The sequence below is a fragment of the Halomonas citrativorans genome, assembly GCF_014898005.1.
Classification (GTDB): Bacteria; Pseudomonadota; Gammaproteobacteria; order Pseudomonadales; family Halomonadaceae; genus Vreelandella; species Vreelandella citrativorans.
The window spans coordinates 458,123-473,170 of record NZ_JABUYX010000001.1; the positions used below are offsets into that span (position 1 = coordinate 458,123).

13 protein-coding genes, 1 tRNA gene and 1 other RNA gene are annotated in these 15,048 nt (G+C 52.7%); 9 read left to right on the forward strand and 6 right to left on the reverse strand.

The window, feature by feature from the left end; all coding sequences use genetic code 11:
• Positions 1 to 30 precede the first annotated feature (30 nt).
• Both betB and betI read right to left on the reverse strand, forming a co-directional pair.
• On the reverse strand, positions 31 to 1,500 hold the full coding sequence (gene betB / locus INT20_RS01985) for a betaine-aldehyde dehydrogenase (protein WP_193056355.1): 1,470 nt from the start codon (positions 1,498 to 1,500) through the stop codon (positions 31 to 33).
• 19 nt (positions 1,501 to 1,519) lie between these two features.
• Positions 1,520 to 2,134, reverse strand: coding sequence for a transcriptional regulator BetI (betI, locus tag INT20_RS01990; protein ID WP_193054377.1), 615 nt, complete (start codon positions 2,132 to 2,134; stop codon positions 1,520 to 1,522).
• A gap of 176 nt (positions 2,135 to 2,310) precedes the next feature.
• Between betI and INT20_RS01995 the strand changes: the two genes are divergently transcribed.
• From INT20_RS01995 to INT20_RS02010, 4 genes are all read left to right on the forward strand, one after another.
• Positions 2,311 to 3,243 carry a choline ABC transporter substrate-binding protein gene (locus tag INT20_RS01995; RefSeq protein ID WP_193056356.1) on the forward strand — a complete coding sequence of 311 codons (933 nt, stop codon included), beginning with the start codon at positions 2,311 to 2,313 and terminating at the stop codon, positions 3,241 to 3,243.
• A gap of 91 nt (positions 3,244 to 3,334) precedes the next feature.
• Positions 3,335 to 3,411: transfer RNA gene (locus INT20_RS02000), tRNA-Met, on the forward strand.
• 50 nt (positions 3,412 to 3,461) lie between these two features.
• An RNA gene (ffs, locus tag INT20_RS02005) (signal recognition particle sRNA small type) lies at positions 3,462 to 3,558 on the forward strand.
• 809 nt (positions 3,559 to 4,367) lie between these two features.
• Positions 4,368 to 6,017, forward strand: a complete 1,650-nt coding sequence (locus INT20_RS02010; protein WP_226911992.1) for a BCCT family transporter — start codon at positions 4,368 to 4,370, stop codon at positions 6,015 to 6,017.
• A gap of 161 nt (positions 6,018 to 6,178) precedes the next feature.
• Here INT20_RS02010 and betC read toward each other — a convergent pair whose 3' ends face one another.
• The 3 genes from betC to INT20_RS02025 all read right to left on the reverse strand — a co-directional run bounded on the left by betC (position 6,179) and on the right by INT20_RS02025 (position 9,313).
• Positions 6,179 to 7,693 (reverse strand): choline-sulfatase, encoded by a 1,515-nt coding sequence (betC, locus tag INT20_RS02015; RefSeq protein WP_193056357.1) that lies wholly within the window; start codon positions 7,691 to 7,693, stop codon positions 6,179 to 6,181.
• Positions 7,694 to 7,954: 261 nt separating this feature from the next.
• The gene (locus tag INT20_RS02020; RefSeq protein ID WP_193056358.1) at positions 7,955 to 8,698 is read right to left on the reverse strand and encodes a Crp/Fnr family transcriptional regulator; all 744 of its coding nucleotides are present in this window, start codon (positions 8,696 to 8,698) and stop codon (positions 7,955 to 7,957) included.
• 168 nt (positions 8,699 to 8,866) lie between these two features.
• A complete protein-coding gene (locus INT20_RS02025; RefSeq protein WP_193056359.1) occupies positions 8,867 to 9,313 on the reverse strand; it encodes an Rrf2 family transcriptional regulator in 447 nt (148 codons plus the stop codon).
• Positions 9,314 to 9,547: 234 nt separating this feature from the next.
• Between INT20_RS02025 and INT20_RS02030 the strand changes: the two genes are divergently transcribed.
• Positions 9,548 to 9,979, forward strand: a complete 432-nt coding sequence (locus INT20_RS02030; RefSeq protein WP_193056360.1) for a DUF488 domain-containing protein — start codon at positions 9,548 to 9,550, stop codon at positions 9,977 to 9,979.
• 37 nt (positions 9,980 to 10,016) lie between these two features.
• Here INT20_RS02030 and mntR read toward each other — a convergent pair whose 3' ends face one another.
• Positions 10,017 to 10,466 (reverse strand): manganese-binding transcriptional regulator MntR, encoded by a 450-nt coding sequence (gene mntR / locus INT20_RS02035; RefSeq protein ID WP_226911993.1) that lies wholly within the window; start codon positions 10,464 to 10,466, stop codon positions 10,017 to 10,019.
• Between the two features lie 198 nt (positions 10,467 to 10,664).
• Between mntR and INT20_RS02040 the strand changes: the two genes are divergently transcribed.
• The 4 genes from INT20_RS02040 (at position 10,665) to INT20_RS02055 (ending at position 14,997) form a co-directional block, all read left to right on the forward strand.
• Positions 10,665 to 11,582 carry a metal ABC transporter substrate-binding protein gene (locus INT20_RS02040; protein WP_193056361.1) on the forward strand — a complete coding sequence of 306 codons (918 nt, stop codon included), beginning with the start codon at positions 10,665 to 10,667 and terminating at the stop codon, positions 11,580 to 11,582.
• Positions 11,583 to 11,588: 6 nt separating this feature from the next.
• A complete protein-coding gene (locus tag INT20_RS02045; protein ID WP_193054370.1) occupies positions 11,589 to 12,416 on the forward strand; it encodes a metal ABC transporter ATP-binding protein in 828 nt (275 codons plus the stop codon).
• 23 nt (positions 12,417 to 12,439) lie between these two features.
• Positions 12,440 to 13,357, forward strand: a complete 918-nt coding sequence (locus INT20_RS02050; RefSeq protein WP_172116766.1) for a metal ABC transporter permease — start codon at positions 12,440 to 12,442, stop codon at positions 13,355 to 13,357.
• Between the two features lie 293 nt (positions 13,358 to 13,650).
• The gene (locus tag INT20_RS02055; RefSeq protein WP_172116505.1) at positions 13,651 to 14,997 is read left to right on the forward strand and encodes a Na+/H+ antiporter family protein; all 1,347 of its coding nucleotides are present in this window, start codon (positions 13,651 to 13,653) and stop codon (positions 14,995 to 14,997) included.
• The last annotated feature ends 51 nt before the right edge of the window (positions 14,998 to 15,048 follow it).

Genomic DNA, 15,048 nt, shown 5'->3' on the forward strand with positions numbered 1-15,048 from the left:
TAGAATAGCTGGCGTGTTTGCTGTTTCGCTTTAAAACACCGACTCAAAGGGGCCCATCTCGATTTGTACCGACTTGGTTTGGGTATAGTGGTTAAGCGTATCGATACCATTTTCACGGCCAATCCCCGACTCTTTATAACCGCCAACCGGCATTTCAGAAGGCGATTCACCCCACGTATTCATCCAGCAAATACCCGCTTCCAACTGATGAATAACGCGATGCGCCCGGTTTAAGCTTTCGCTAAATACGCCGGCTGCCAAGCCATACCGGGTGTCGTTGGCGCGACGAATGACGTCAGCTTCATCATCAAAGGCCAGCACCGACATCACCGGGCCGAAAATTTCTTCCTGCACAATGCGCATATCATCTGTGCAATCGGTAAATACGGTAGGTGCTGCCCAAGCGCCGTTGGCCCAGTCGCCGCTTTTCCACTCATCACCACCCACCAGCAGGCGGGCGCCTTGCTGTTTACCCAAGGCAATATAGGAAAGCACCTTTGCCTGGTGCTCAAAACTGACCAGAGGACCAAAATTAACGCCAGGATCCATAGGGTCGCCTGCTTTGATGCGCTCAACACGCTCCACCAGCTTGGCTTCAAATGCGTCTTTCACACTGCGTTCGATAAACACCCGCGTACCGTTGGTGCAAACTTGGCCACTGGAGTAGAAATTGGCCATCATGGCCGCATCGGCGGCGCGGTCCAGGTCCGCATCGGCAAAGATGATCAGCGGTGATTTTCCACCCAGTTCCATCGTGACGTCTTTAAGCGATGAGCTAGCGGCTGCGGCCATCACTTTTTTGCCGGTACCTGCTTCACCGGTAAACGACACTTTGGCAATGCTCGGGTGTGCCGTCAGCATCGCGCCTACGTCGCCATCGCCTTGCACCACGTTGAAAACACCGTCTGGCAGGCCAGCTTCAGTAAAAATCTCAGCCAGTTTAATTGCGCTCAGCGGTGTCACTTCACTGGGTTTAAAGACAACGGCATTACCTGCAGCCAGCGCTGGCGCGGCTTTCCAGCAGGCGATTTGAAGGGGGTAGTTCCACGCACCGATGGCGCCAATGACGCCCAGCGGCTCGCGGCGGGTATACACAAAGGAGCTTTCGCGCAGTGGAATTTGGCTGCCTTGAATAGCGGGGGCCAGCCCTGCGAAGTACTCAATCGCATCAGCGCCTGTCACGATGTCGACACTTGCTGTTTCGCTAATCGGCTTACCGGTGTTGCGGGTCTCGAGCGCTGCCAGCTCGTCATTGCGCTCACGCAGCAACGCAACTGCGCGCTGCATAATACGGGAGCGCTCCATGCCGGTCATGGCAGCCCATTCGCGCTGGCCTCGCTGGGCCGCTTCAACGGCTGCGTCAACGTCCTGTTGGCTTGCTTGGCCAAGTGTCGCAAGCAGGCTGCCATCAAATGGGTTAGTAACGGTAAAAGTAGTACCTGACGTGGCAGCGACCGGACGACCATCAATATAGAGAGGCTGTACATCTTGAGCGGACATGTTGATCTCCTTTATAACCTTAATGAGCGGGTGCTGAGTGTTGATATTTGTGATGGGCCAAGAGTTGATCAAGATAGTGGAGCGCTAGATGGCGGGCTTTGTCGGCATCAAGCCCTTCGGGCGTTAATGCACCGCGTAGCCATAAACCATCAATCATGGCGGCCAACCCGCGGGCCGCATTGCGTGCCTCAACGTGGGGGAGCACGCGTCGAAACTGACAACATAAATTGGCGTAAAGGCGTCTATCGTTCACATTTTGCAGGCGCTGAAGCATCGGCTTGTGCATGCTGCTGGCCCAAAAGGCAAGCCATGTTTTAGCCGCAGGGCCGGTCACTTGAGTGCGATCGAAGTTGCCTTCGATAATCGCGCTGATGTGCGCTTTAGGTGAGTCATCGTTCAACGCCCTGCGTCGCGCAGAAATAGCGTCACTAAGGTCAGTCAAGATCTGGCGCATAGTGGCTTCAAGAAGGCCATCTTTCCCGCCAAAGTAGTGACTGATGATGCCTGCAGAGACGCCCGCGTGACGGGCAATCCGCATAATGGTTGCTTCTGCCAATCCCACTTCGTCAATGGCCGCCATGGTGGCGTTGATTAACTGCTGGCGGCGTATCGGTTCCATTCCCAGCTTTGGCACAGCTGTCTCCTGATGACGTTGAATGCCTAACTTGAAACATGCGGTTAGTCATGATTACCTGTATATCTTAGTAGTTGTTTATTGAACGTTCAATCAATAAACGCTGGTGCATGTTGCTGCGCTTGGCGTTAAAGGAATAAACATGCCCATTTACGTAAAATAGAAGGGGAGTTGTAATGAAACGTGTCCAGGTGGTGGGATTAAGCGCATTGGTGTTGGGGGCTGCTATGCCCATGATGGCCCAAGCCGATGAGTGTTCGCGTGTGCGTTTTGCCGAAGTGGGCTGGACCGATATTACCGCGACGACGGCGCTGGCCAGCGAAGTACTGGAGGCGCTAGGCTATACGCCAACCGTCGATACGGTGTCAGTGCCGATTGCCTATGCGGGTATGCGTAACAATGATTTTGATGTCTTTTTAGGCAACTGGATGCCCTCTATGGCGTCCATCAGCGACCCGTATATTGAGAGTGGCGATGTTGAGCGGTTAGTTGTCAATTTAGAAGGCGCCAAATACACGCTGGCCGTACCGCAATACGTGTACGATGCAGGTGTTACCTCTGTGAGTGATTTGGCGGCTCACGCTGATCAATTTAACCATCGCGTGCATGGTATCGAGGCGGGTAACGATGGCAATGAGCTTATCCAGCAAATGATTGATGATAATGCCTACGACCTGGGCGATTGGCAGGTGGTGGATTCCAGTGAAGCAGGCATGCTTTCAGAGTTGACAACACGCGTCCCCAATGAAGAGTGGATGGTCTTTCTGGGCTGGGAGCCGCATCCCATGAATACCAACTTTGATATGGCCTACTTATCCGATGCGGATGATTACTTTGGACCTGATTTGGGTGGCGCCACGGTGCACACCAATACGCGCGCCGGGTTTGTCGAAGCGTGCCCGAACGTGGGTACACTACTTGGCAATATGACGTTTACGCTGGAAATGGAAAACCAGTTAATGGGCGCCATTATGAATGAGGGTGTCGACCCTCGCGTTGCCGCTAATCGTTATTTAAAAGAGCACGACGATTTATTAGCCGCGTGGCTTGAGGGTGTGACAACCCTGGATGGCGAGCCTGCACTGCCAGCAGTTCAGACCGCTCTGTAAATCTGTCATTGTCTCATTGAAAGGTAAGCCTGTTTTCGGCTTGCCTTTTGTTTCGAGAATAGGCATAATCTGCACCCGCTGATGTCGGAAAGGCTACGTAGCTCAGCTGGTTAGAGCACATCACTCATAATGATGGGGTCCCCTGTTCAAATCAGGGCGTAGCCACCAAAATCAGCGCCGCAGTACATGGATATTCAAGTGTATTGCTATGGTGGCCCCTTAGGTCCTCCCGCAACGCTATACTGCAAACCCCGCCAGGCCCGGAAGGGAGCAACGGTAGTGGTGGCTGCGTGTGCCGGGATGTGGCTTTTGGGGCCGCCTCCATTTCTGTCGTTTCCAACCTGTTGTGACATAAATTCCAGCCAAAATGACATAATTTGCGGTTTATCGTGACATAACCTGTTTTGTAGTAATCCTACGAAATGGGGTGTTGTCATGTTTAGCGCAAGCTCCGTCACCCTCGTGTAAAAAACCTCTACAAATTTGCTAGTGTTAAAACAAGCTGTACTCGCATTGTTGAGTCTTCCTTGACGGGTTGTGATCAGCACGCGTGCTATGACTACTGGGAACATGGCGATTAAGCAGCTAAAGCGAGTAGCGCCTTTATCTTATGCGATGGCATGCATTTTCTTATATCCATCCAAGGCTTTGAAGAACTCAGTAGCGGTGATGCCTAAGGCCAATGTGTGCTTGGGCTCAGGTAGCGAATAAATCATTGGTCTGTTAGCGACAAGCGCGTCATTGTGCATGGACTCACGACGACTAGATGAATTGTTTTAGCATTGGTAATCCCTGCCTGAGAGGTTTCTGCATGAAAGCACCCCAGTTAGAGATAAGCCAGCCCCTTGGCGCGCCACTCAGGACAACTGACTATTCCCAGCGTAGCTGTTGTCTTGGTGAGAGGGGGCTAGAGCATAAGAGTGAGGAGGAATCCCCTAGGGCGCCAGCAGAGGCTAGCTGCCTGGGCGCATTACTTGATGAGAGGCATTGCCAGGGTTTTCCTGCATGACGTTTTTCTACATAACAACGCTTCGAGCAGCAAGCCATTTCGCTTTGCAGCCCAGTCTTCAGTGCCCAAGCGAGAACAATGATAAATCAATCACTACAATAAGGAGATACATCGTATGGGCTTATTAAATAAACGGGCCTCGTCGACGTACGACGACAGCGACATGCAGACGGATTATGTTGTAGGGCAGGACAACATCCAGGGAAGTATGGGACCCATCGGTTTTGACATTCATAACCGCGTCTTTGTCCTGTCCGCACTCGCCTCGTTGATTTTCATTGTGTTGACCCTGATGTTCCCGGCGCAGGCAGGGAAGCTGTTCCAATCTATCGTTGGCTTCTCGACGCGCACGCTGGACGGGTACTTCATGATTCTGGTGGATTTTTTCATTGTCTTCTGTCTGGCGCTGATTGTGCTTCCCCATGGCAAAGTGAGGCTAGGCGGCCCGGATGCCCGGCCGGAACACAGCTACCTGTCGTGGTTCGCTTTGTTGTTCACGGCGGGTATCGGGATCGCCTTGCTGTTCTTCAGCGTGCTGGAACCGGTTTATCATGCAAATGTGTCTTCGCCCTTAGGCACTCCTTCGCCCTTTGGTGCCGACGGTGCGCTAAATATGGCCGCGGTTGACGAAGCCTCGGCCATGGGGCTGGCGGGGACGTTTCTGCACTGGGGACTGCACGGCTGGGCCGTATACGCGGTGATGGCGCTTGCCCTCGCGATCTTCAGCTATAACAAGAAACTGCCGTTTTCTATTCGCTCGATCTTCTTTCCTATCCTGGGGGATCGCGTATGGGGTTGGTGGGGGCACTGGATCGATATCCTGGCGGTGTTTTCCACCTTGTTCGGCTTGGCCACGGCACTGGGCCTGGGCGCGCAGCAGGCCAACGCGGGACTGAATTTTGTTTTCGGTATGGCCATCAATACCACGACACAGGTCATCATCATTGCACTTGTCACTGCGGTGGCGCTGGTATCGGTGTGGCGCGGCCTGGAAGGGGGCGTAAAGCGACTCTCCGAGATCAACATGATCGCGGCCTTGATGTTCTTCTTCTTTGTGCTATTCGCTGGCCCGACCCTGATGGCGATCAGCGGCATGTGGACGGGAATCACCCATTATGTGACGGAGCTCATTCCGCTCTCGGCGCCCTTTGGACGTGAAGATGACGCCTATCGTCAAGACTGGTCGGTGTTTTACTGGGCGTGGTGGGTCAGCTGGGCGCCTTTTGTCGGCATGTTTGTCGCGCGCGTGTCCAAGGGTCGTACGGTGCGTGAATTTCTGCTCTGCGTGCTGATTGTGCCAAGCCTTTTTATCTTTATCTGGATGGGGGTATTCGGCAGCATTGCACTGGATCAGCTTTATACCAATCCCGCCGCCAGTCTGGTCAAGGAGTACGTGATCGATAGCTACCGTCCCGAACTAGCCCTATTCGGCATGCTCAATGAGCTACCGCTGACGGGCTTGATGTCGAGCCTGGGGATCATTCTGGCGCTCACTTTCTTCGTGACGTCATCGGATTCCGGCTCTCTGGTGATCGATACCATCACCGCCGGCGGCAAGATCGAAGCGCCTCGGCCTCAGCGTATGTTCTGGGCGACGGTAGAGGGGTTGATTGCCATCGTGTTATTGATCGGTGGTGGGTTGTCGGCGCTTCAAGCGGGTGTCACGGCGACGGCTATCCCATTTTCCATCTTGATGCTGCTGATGTGCTACTGCATCATCCGAGCGCTGAACGGCGAGCTGCGCCGCATGCGCAACGGAAAGTAACGTGTTGACCCTTTGCCGGGCGCGATGTCCGGTAAAGAGAAGTTTTTACTGTCCCACATGAAAGAAAAACGCCTGTACCCCAACAGGTACGGGCGTCCGCGTTGCTTGTGTAATCCCCCCGAAAATCCGATTCGGCTCAGATGAGGTGAGTCGCCATGAGCTTACTCGCCGCGGGGGTAGCGCTGGGCTTCTTCGACTTCGTTCAGGTCCATGTGATTACGCATGTAACGCTCGCAAGCGTCCTGCAGCGGCTGATAGTCCCACGGGTAGTAGTGGCCATTACGCAGGGCTTCGTAGACGATCAGACGCTGTGCCTGGGAGGCGCGCACGTCGGCATCGAAGGCTTTCATGTCCCACTGCTTGTGTACCTTGGCCTGATAGTCGGCCACCACCTCGGCGTAGTCGGGATGCACCGCCAGGTTGTGCTGCTCCAGCGGGTCGGCCTCCAGGTCGAATAGCTGCGGTGGGTCAATCTCGCAATAGTTGAATTTCCACTTGCCCTCGCGGATGGTCACAATTGGCGAATAACTGGCCTCGGCGGCGTATTCCATGTACACCGGCGCGTCGCGCTTCTCGCCTCTGGTCAAGGGGAGCAGCGACTGGCCATCGGTGTAGGGCGCGATCGAGGAAAGGTCGATGCCGACCAGGTCGGCGATGGTGGTGTTGATATCGATGATCGATACGGGGTCCTCAACATTGCGCGGTTCGATCCCCGGTGCAGACAGCATCAGCGGTACCCGCGACGAGCCTTCATAGGGGCTCATCTTGAACCACAGGCCCTTTTCGCCAAGCATATCGCCGTGGTCGGCACAGACCACGATAATCGTGTTGTCGAGCATGCGGGTGCGTTCGAGCACGTCTAGAATGCCGCCGATCTTGTCGTCGACATAGGAGATGTTGGCGAAATAGCCCTGGCGAGCATTGCGCACGTCTTGGGGCTGGATGTTGAACTTGGTGTAATCGTTGGCTTCGAAAATCCGCTGGGAGTGCGGATCCAGTTCATCGAAGGGTATGGGCCCTTGCTGGGGCTCAAGATACTCGCAGTCGTTATATAAATCCCAGTATTGGCGACGTGCTACATAGGGGTCGTGCGGGTGAGTGAAACTGACGCACAGCGCCCAAGGCCGCTCGTCGTGACCGCGCGATAGGTCATATAGCCGCTGCTCGGCGTGAAACGCGACTTCGTCGTCGTATTCCATCTGATTGGAAATTTCAGCAATGCCAGCGCCTGTCACCGACCCCAGATTGTGGTACCACCAGTCGATACGTTCCCCGGGCTTGGTGTAGTCAGGTGTCCAGCCGAAATCAGCCGGGTAGACATCGGTGGTTAAGCGTTTCTCGAAACCGTGGAGCTGATCTGGGCCGACGAAATGCATCTTTCCCGACAAGCAGGTGGAATAACCTGCGCGACGCAAATGATGCGCCCATGTCGGCACGCTTGAAGGAAATTCCGCTGCGTTGTCATATACCCCGGTGCGGCTCGGCAACTGGCTCGACATGAAGGCGGCTCGCCCCGGTGCGCAAAGATAGCTAGGTGTATAGGCATTGTTGAAATTGACCGAGCGTTTGGCCAGTTTCTTGAGGTTAGGCGCATGCAAGAAATCGGCGGGGCCATCCTTGAACAGTGTACCGTTGAGTTGGTCGGCCATTAACACCAGTACATTAGGTCTAGCCATATAGAAATCTCCCTGGCGAGTATTGTTGATATTCGAAGCTGCCAATAGGCGCGACTTCAATCCCTTACAATGACGTGCCAGGAAGTAGTAAACCAATGATTTATTTGCCCCCTAAGCCCAAACTCACATTGGCCTTAGGTATAAACGACGATTTAGTGGATAGTGCCTGTTACCGCCATCAACCTGGTTCTACTGTGCCCTATATTAATGCTACTGCTAGGTGATAATCATACGGCCTACCTGCCGGTTGGAGGCTGAGCGCTATGTGTTTCCATCGTTTTTAAGGTGAAGGTAGAGTGGGTCGAACTCGCCAGCTTGCTGCAGCTTGTCCCAGTCAGGTATGGTCATCCGGCTTCTTTCGGTGATGATCAAGCCATCTGCGCGTAGTGCCTGAAAAACGCGGTTTACGTGGACGGGCGTCATCCCTGTCGCATCTGCTATTTCTGCTTGGGTCGTTGGCATATAGAACGTGTTCCCCTCAGTTAAGCCTACTGTCTTTAGGCGCACCATGAGTTCGCAGATAATATGCGCAATGCGGGAGTAAGCCTCGCGTTGTCCAATATTTAACAGCCATTCACGGAAAATAGAGGCGTAGACAAGTGTCTCGCGCCAAAAGGCAGCAACAAGCCTGGGATAGCGCTCACAGAGTTGATGCAGATCTTTATGCTGAATGAAGCCGAGCTTGCAGGGGCTGATAGAGGCAATATTAATATCTATTACTCTCAAGTGAAGGCTTTGCAGGTCGGGTATGTCGCCAGGAACATGCAGGGCCATGATCTGGCGCTTGCCTTCAATGGATACTTTGTTGACGCAGGTAAAGCCCTCAACTATCAAGCAGCACTGGTTTGGCTGATCGCCCACTTTAACAATGTCTTGATTGCTCTTGATTTCTTTTGTGTGAATCGGTAACCCCATCAGTGCCTGCTTCTCTTCACTGGTAAGCGCGAAAATATTTTCTAATTTGCGGATCATGATGTGATTGGGCGAGAAGGGCGCTGTGGTCATGTTTGGCTCCGAGGTTTGCAGAAATAATGAAGCCTGATGCAACATTTCCTGCGCACTATATGGTTTGGTAATGCCAGTCTCAAGCATGCTCCACGTGAGGTGAAATAGCCAGGTTACGCGATTTATCGTATTGAATTTTATTTATTCGGAAGGAGACTTTAAAAAAAATTAAAGTTCTGTGGCAGGTATTTTCATCAGTGACGCTAGGCTGGTGTGTTGGCCTTGCAGCAAATCGGCCAGTGTATATTGATCCAGAACGCCCAAAAAGGCGTCTAGTGCATCGTTAAGGATAGGCTTTAAGCGGCATGCGGGGGTAATGATGCAGGCGCTATCGTCTCGAAAGCACTCGACGAGCGCCATTTCCTGCTCGGTATCTCTCACCAACGTCCCTAATCGAATGTGTTCGGGCGCCCGGTTTAGCCAAAGCCCGCCATGCTTGCCGCGGATGGCTTTGAGGTACTCTTTTTGATGTAGTTCCTGGACAATTTTCATCAAGTGATTGCGCGAGATCGAGAATGTCTCGGCAATTTCCGTGATTGTTGCGCGCTCTTCTCCCTTGGCTGCCAGGTAAATCAAAACGCGAATAGAGTAATCCGTGAAGCGGGTTAGGTGCATGGTTTGCCAAGTGTGGACTAAACACTGCATTGTACGGGGTTTAAAAAGGATGGGGAATGATTCGGCTACGGGCCGCGATAATAGAAGGAAGGTGTTTGATAGAAAATGAGCGTTATTAATCATTTTTGCTCATCGTTAATGTCGTTAACATGGGGCAGAGTAATTGCCTGGTAGCCTGTATAGCATGGGTAGGGTGGATGGGGTGTTGTTAAAAAAGCGGATCAGGGAGGTCATATGAACTACGAAATAGTGCTTAAGCGCGTCTATTCAGCGTTTGAAGACGACGAGGGGGCACGCGTCCTGGTTGACCGTTTATGGCCGCGTGGAAAAGAGCGTGCTTCGCTGGCGCTAACGGAGTGGTATCGCGATGCCGCGCCTTCATCATCTCTAAGGCGTGACTACCACCAGGGCAAGATTAGTGAGGCTTCCTTTCAGACCCGCTACCGTTTGGAATTAAAGGAGTCTGATGACGCATTACTACCGCTGATGCGTTATGCCAGGCAAGGTAAGCTGACGTTATTAACGGCTTCACGCCAACTGGACCATTCACATTTGCCCACTCTGCGTGAAGCGGTGCTGGACGCGCTGGATATAGAAGACCGAGCAGACCAAGAGTTAGCGTCCTCACCGTGTTACTTAAATAGCACTTCTCAGGATAGTGAGTAGCGAGGGATGTTATCACTAGGCTGGCTATCGGTCGTGATTAACGCGTTGTTTGTTCGTCAATAAAGTGCTGCATAATCGCCAGAGTTTCATTGCTGACATGATGCTCCATGCCTTCAGCATCAATGCGTGCGGTATGATCATTAACGCCCAGCGCGCGTAAAAAATGTAGCACTATATCGTGCCGTGCCCGGGATGTTTCTGCCATTTTTTGGCCTTCCGCTGTTAGAAACAGGGAGCGGTAAGGCTTGCTGGTGACCAGTCCCAGCTCATTTAAGCGGCGGATCATCTTGGATACGGTCGCTTGACTCACCCCCATGCGGCTGGCGATGTCGGCGGCGCGCGCTTCTCCCCGATGGCGAATCAGGTCGCCGATCAGCTCAACGTAATCTTCGATTAGCTCGGTTTCATGCGCATTGCGCACGGTTTCATATTGCCGTGTGTGCTCTTCAATGGGCGGCAATGCGTCATTGCAGTAACTTTTACTCATACATTTGGCGTTATGGGGAAGCGGCTGATCGTTATCACTCATTGGCAGACTATATCGAGGTGAATGGAAAACTCTAATGGATCATGGTAGCGCATATTGTAGAATAATTGTTAGCCAAGGCTAAACTATTTGCACAATGCTTTTTTGTTGAGCTAAAGTTGTAATTAGCGCAAACCAAATTCACAACGGGGGACGTCCATGAGCCAACGAAAAACATGCTTGATGATAAGTTTGTTGCTTGCGACGGCGGGCAGCGTTACGACGGCCAGTGCCCAGACGCTATCGCCGCCGATTAATGTTGTGGCGACGTTTACAGTATTGGGCGATTTGGTGGCCCGCGTGGCAGGAGACGACGCCAACGTATCAGTGCTGAGCCCTGTTAATGCAGAGGTGCACGAGTGGGAATTAACGCCCAATAATTTTGCCGCTCTGGAAGAAGCCGATATTGTTTTTTATAACGGCTATCAACTGGAGCAGTGGATGCGCCAAGTGGAAGCGACTACCCAAGGCGATGTGTCCTTGGTCGCCGTTGCCGAAGCGTCTGAATACCCCACTCAACATATTATGATTGGCGATATGCAGGGCGATGTCGACCCACATTTGTGGACAGACCCGCGTGCGGCAATGGCCTATGTTCATGTGATAGCGAATGAGTTGGAAGACCTTCTGCCAGAGCAGGCAGAGGATATTCAGGCGCGTGCCGATAACGTCGTGGCAGAACTTCAAGACCTTCACTTGGAGCTTCAACAGACGCTAAGCGATATTCCGGAAGAGCGTCGTGTTTTGCTCTCAAGCGAAGCAGCATTTTTGTATTTCTCTGATACTTATGGCTTTGAACATGACGGTATCTGGGGAAATAACGCCGAAACGGAAGGCTCGCCGCAGCAGTTAATGCGCGTCATCGACTTGATTAACGCACGCCAGCCTGCAGCGCTTTTTTGGGAAAGCACAACGTCGGATCGTTACGTTAGTAGCCTTTCCAGAGATACGGGAATTCCCACCGCGGGCCCTTTATACGTGGATTCGTTAAGCGAGCCAGAGGGCGAGGCGGGAGACTATTTTGCCATGTTGAGGCATAACGCCGATATGCTGCGCCAGTATTTAGCCGTTGAGTAGTGCACCATGACAACCAGTTTACCGAGCACGATGGCCGCCATTGAAATAACCGGGCTGTACGCTGCTTATCAGCGCCAAACCGTGCTGGAAGATATACACCTCACATTTCCCGCTGGGAAATGGACGGCCATTGTCGGGCCTAACGGTGCGGGTAAATCGACACTTTTTCATGTGTTGACCGGCAGCATGAAGCCGCTGCAAGGCAGCGTAAAAGCCTTTGACGAGCCCATAGCAAAGCATCGTCGGGCGGGGCGTATCGCGTATATGGCTCAGCGTGAGGCGATTGAGTGGGATTTTCCTGTCTCGGTATGGGACACCGTTATGGGTGGGCGCTACGGACACATGCGCAGCGATGCGTTATGGCGCCGCTTATTGCCAGCGCGCTGGCATCACGCTCGACATAGCGAAGCGGTGCATGATGCTTTGGTGGCAGTCAATATGCTCGACCTGGCTGACCGACCTATTGGCGCGCTTTCCGGTGGTCAAAAAAAACGTGTGTTGCTAGCACGCGCGCTAGCGCAGCAGGCCAGCATTTTGTTGTTGGATGAGCCACTGGCTGGCGTTGACCCGCCCAGCGAGAAGCTCATCTTGTCGGTACTTCGTCGCGAGCGTGAAGCGGGTAAAACCGTGATTATGGTCACACATGATATGCCTGGTGCTCGCCGCTATGTGGACCACGTCGTGCTGATTAATCGCTTTGTGCGGGGTACCGGTACGCCTGAAGAGATGCTAAGCGAAACAAAACTGGCCGAACTTGCAGTGAGTTCAATTGAGCAAACGGCCAATGATCGCCAAACGATGCCAGTGGCTTCCAATAGTTCTGGGCAGGGGTAAGTTACGTGGTTGATAGCATATTAATGATTGAAACGTTTAGCGATGCACTGGTAAACGGCTTAATCGCAGCGTTAATGGTGGTAGTTAACCTGCTACCTGACAGCGTTTCTGACGCCTTTCAGTATGCATTTATGCAAAGAGCGCTACTCACCTCGGTGCTGGTAGGCGCTATTTGTGGGATGCTTTCCTGTTATGTCGTGCTAAAGCGCTGGTCACTGTTGGGGGATGCGATTTCTCATGCCGTGCTGCCGGGGGTAGCCATTGCGTATTTGCTTGGCTGGCCCTTCTTTGTAGGAGCGTTTATTACTGGGGCGCTGACCTCGGTAGGCATCGGGGCGATTGAAAGGAACACACGAATTAAAGCAGATGCTGCGATGGGGCTGATGTTTACCGCCTCCTTCGCCCTTGGTGTGGTCATTATCAGTAAACTGGCTTCCAGTACCCATCTGATGCACATTCTGTTTGGCAATGTACTGGGTGTTAAACACTCAGCATTAATGCTGACCTTTGTTGCCAGCATCATTGCCATTTTAACGGTATGGCTCGCTTATCGGCCCTTGTTGCTCTATGCCTTCGACCCTCAGCAGGCACAGGCATTGGGCTTTAATACGCAGATTATTCACTATGGCCTCATTCTTTTGCTGACGCTGACGATTGTTGCAAGCCTTGAAACTGTCGGCATCATATTGGTCGTTGCCATGTTGATCACGCCAGGTGCGACAGCACATCTGCTGACAGACCGCTTCACGATAATGCTGTTGATTTCAGTATCCATTGGCATATTGTCTGCGGTTATCGGGCTTTGGCTTTCGGTAGTATTTAACGTGGCATCGGGTGGCTCAATCGTACTGGTGGCTTTCGCTTTCTTTGTTTTGGCGCTGCTCTTTTCGCCCAAGCAGGGTATCGTGCCGCGCCAGTGGCGTCATTGGAAGATGGGATAACGGCTCGTTTACGAACAGAGCACCCGAGTCCGCCATGAGTTGGCCAAAAAGCAGTACGGCCAGTGACGCCATTAGCGGGGCTAGCAAACGTACAGAGATGCCTCTATATGCCAAAACATAAGTAGCAGCAGAGAAATAACTGATGGATGCTTTTTGTAAGCGCGCTATCTGCTAAAATTTGCACCCTTCGATATTAGGCTGTGTACGAAATGGTGGCTCTTGAGTGTGCCATCCGGCATTCGCTTGTTTTTCGTACACGTCCTAATCACCTTGTCATCGGTCTGGAAATCTTCATGAATGCAGTTATTCTTGCCGTGCTTGTCATGGTAGTGCTGTCTCTTGTGCGTGTCTCAGTTGTTTTTGCATTGGTTGTAGGTGCGCTGGTGGGTGGCCTGGTGGGTGGGCTTACGCTTGACCAAACGTTAGAGGCCTTCAACAACGGCGTTGGCGGGGGAGCGCAAGTAGCGCTGGCCTATGCAACGCTCGGTGCGTTTGCGGTTGCCATCTCGCGTTCTGGCTTGCCCGATATGCTGGCGAACCGATTGATTGCCATGCTGGGCAAGGAGGCAACGGCCGCGCGTCAGGCTCGTGTGAAAACGCTGCTGCTCACCGCCATATTGTTAGTGGCTATTGCATCGCAAAACGTGATTCCGGTGCATATTGCGTTTATTCCAGTACTGATTCCTCCACTGCTTACCCTTATGAATCGTCTGAAGTTGGATCGTCGAGCGGTAGCCTGTGCATTAACGTTCGGCCTAACCGCGCCTTACATGTTATTGCCCGTTGGGTTCGGCGCAATTTTCTTGAACGATATTTTGTTGGCTAACTTAAACAGCGCCGGTACGCCATTTGGCTTGGAGATTACGCGTGGCATGGTGCCGATGGCGATGGCCATTCCTGTTGGTGGTATGGCCATTGGCTTATTAGTGGCGCTGTTCTTTAGCTACCGCGGTAATCGCGAATATGCGGATAAAGAGTTGGCGGCGGCTCCTTATCAGCAGGATTCTACACCGGCTGAGCCTCACCTCTTTGGATTGGTAATGTCTGGTGTTGCCATTGTGGCAGCGCTTGGCTTGCAGCTTTATAGCGGGTCGATGATTTTGGGTGGCCTGGTCGGGATTGGCTTGCTCTCCTTAGGCGGCATTTTTAAGTGGCGTGAAGCTGACGACCTGTTTACCAGCGGCATGCGGATGATGGCGCTGATCGGTTTTATTATGATCTCTGCGTCAGGTTTCGCCGAAGTGATGAAATCCACGGGTGAGATCGATACGTTAGTGACGGGGGCTTTTGATATCTTTGGGGATAATCGAGGTGTCGCAGCGTTAGTGATGTTGCTGGTAGGGCTTTTTATTACCTTGGGCATTGGATCATCATTCTCGACGATTCCGATTATTGCCGCGATTTTTGTACCCTTGGCGATACAGTTTGGCTTTTCCCCCATGGCAACGGTGGCGCTGGTGGGTACGGCGGCGGCATTGGGCGATGCTGGTTCACCAGCATCTGACTCGACGTTAGGGCCAACCTCAGGCCTAAACGTGGACGGGCAACACGACCACATTTGGGATAGCGTTGTACCGACATTTCTGCATTACAACCTGCCATTAATCGCCTTTGGTTGGCTGGCGGCCATGACGCTTTAATAGTGTTATAGGGCAGCAACCATTAAGCACTCAAAACGGTAATAGCAGTCA

Coding starts and splice junctions, on each gene's coding strand:
- betB (WP_193056355.1), bottom strand. CDS start 1,500: ATGTCCGCTCAAGATGTACAGCCTCTCTATATTGATGGTCGTCCGGTC.
- INT20_RS01995 (WP_193056356.1), top strand. CDS start 2,311: ATGAAACGTGTCCAGGTGGTGGGATTAAGCGCATTGGTGTTGGGGGCT.
- INT20_RS02010 (WP_226911992.1), top strand. CDS start 4,368: ATGGGCTTATTAAATAAACGGGCCTCGTCGACGTACGACGACAGCGAC.
- betC (WP_193056357.1), bottom strand. CDS start 7,693: ATGGCTAGACCTAATGTACTGGTGTTAATGGCCGACCAACTCAACGGT.
- INT20_RS02020 (WP_193056358.1), bottom strand. CDS start 8,698: ATGACCACAGCGCCCTTCTCGCCCAATCACATCATGATCCGCAAATTA.
- INT20_RS02025 (WP_193056359.1), bottom strand. CDS start 9,313: ATGCACCTAACCCGCTTCACGGATTACTCTATTCGCGTTTTGATTTAC.
- INT20_RS02030 (WP_193056360.1), top strand. CDS start 9,548: ATGAACTACGAAATAGTGCTTAAGCGCGTCTATTCAGCGTTTGAAGAC.
- mntR (WP_226911993.1), bottom strand. CDS start 10,466: ATGAGTAAAAGTTACTGCAATGACGCATTGCCGCCCATTGAAGAGCAC.
- INT20_RS02040 (WP_193056361.1), top strand. CDS start 10,665: ATGAGCCAACGAAAAACATGCTTGATGATAAGTTTGTTGCTTGCGACG.
- INT20_RS02045 (WP_193054370.1), top strand. CDS start 11,589: ATGACAACCAGTTTACCGAGCACGATGGCCGCCATTGAAATAACCGGG.
- INT20_RS02050 (WP_172116766.1), top strand. CDS start 12,440: ATGATTGAAACGTTTAGCGATGCACTGGTAAACGGCTTAATCGCAGCG.
- INT20_RS02055 (WP_172116505.1), top strand. CDS start 13,651: ATGAATGCAGTTATTCTTGCCGTGCTTGTCATGGTAGTGCTGTCTCTT.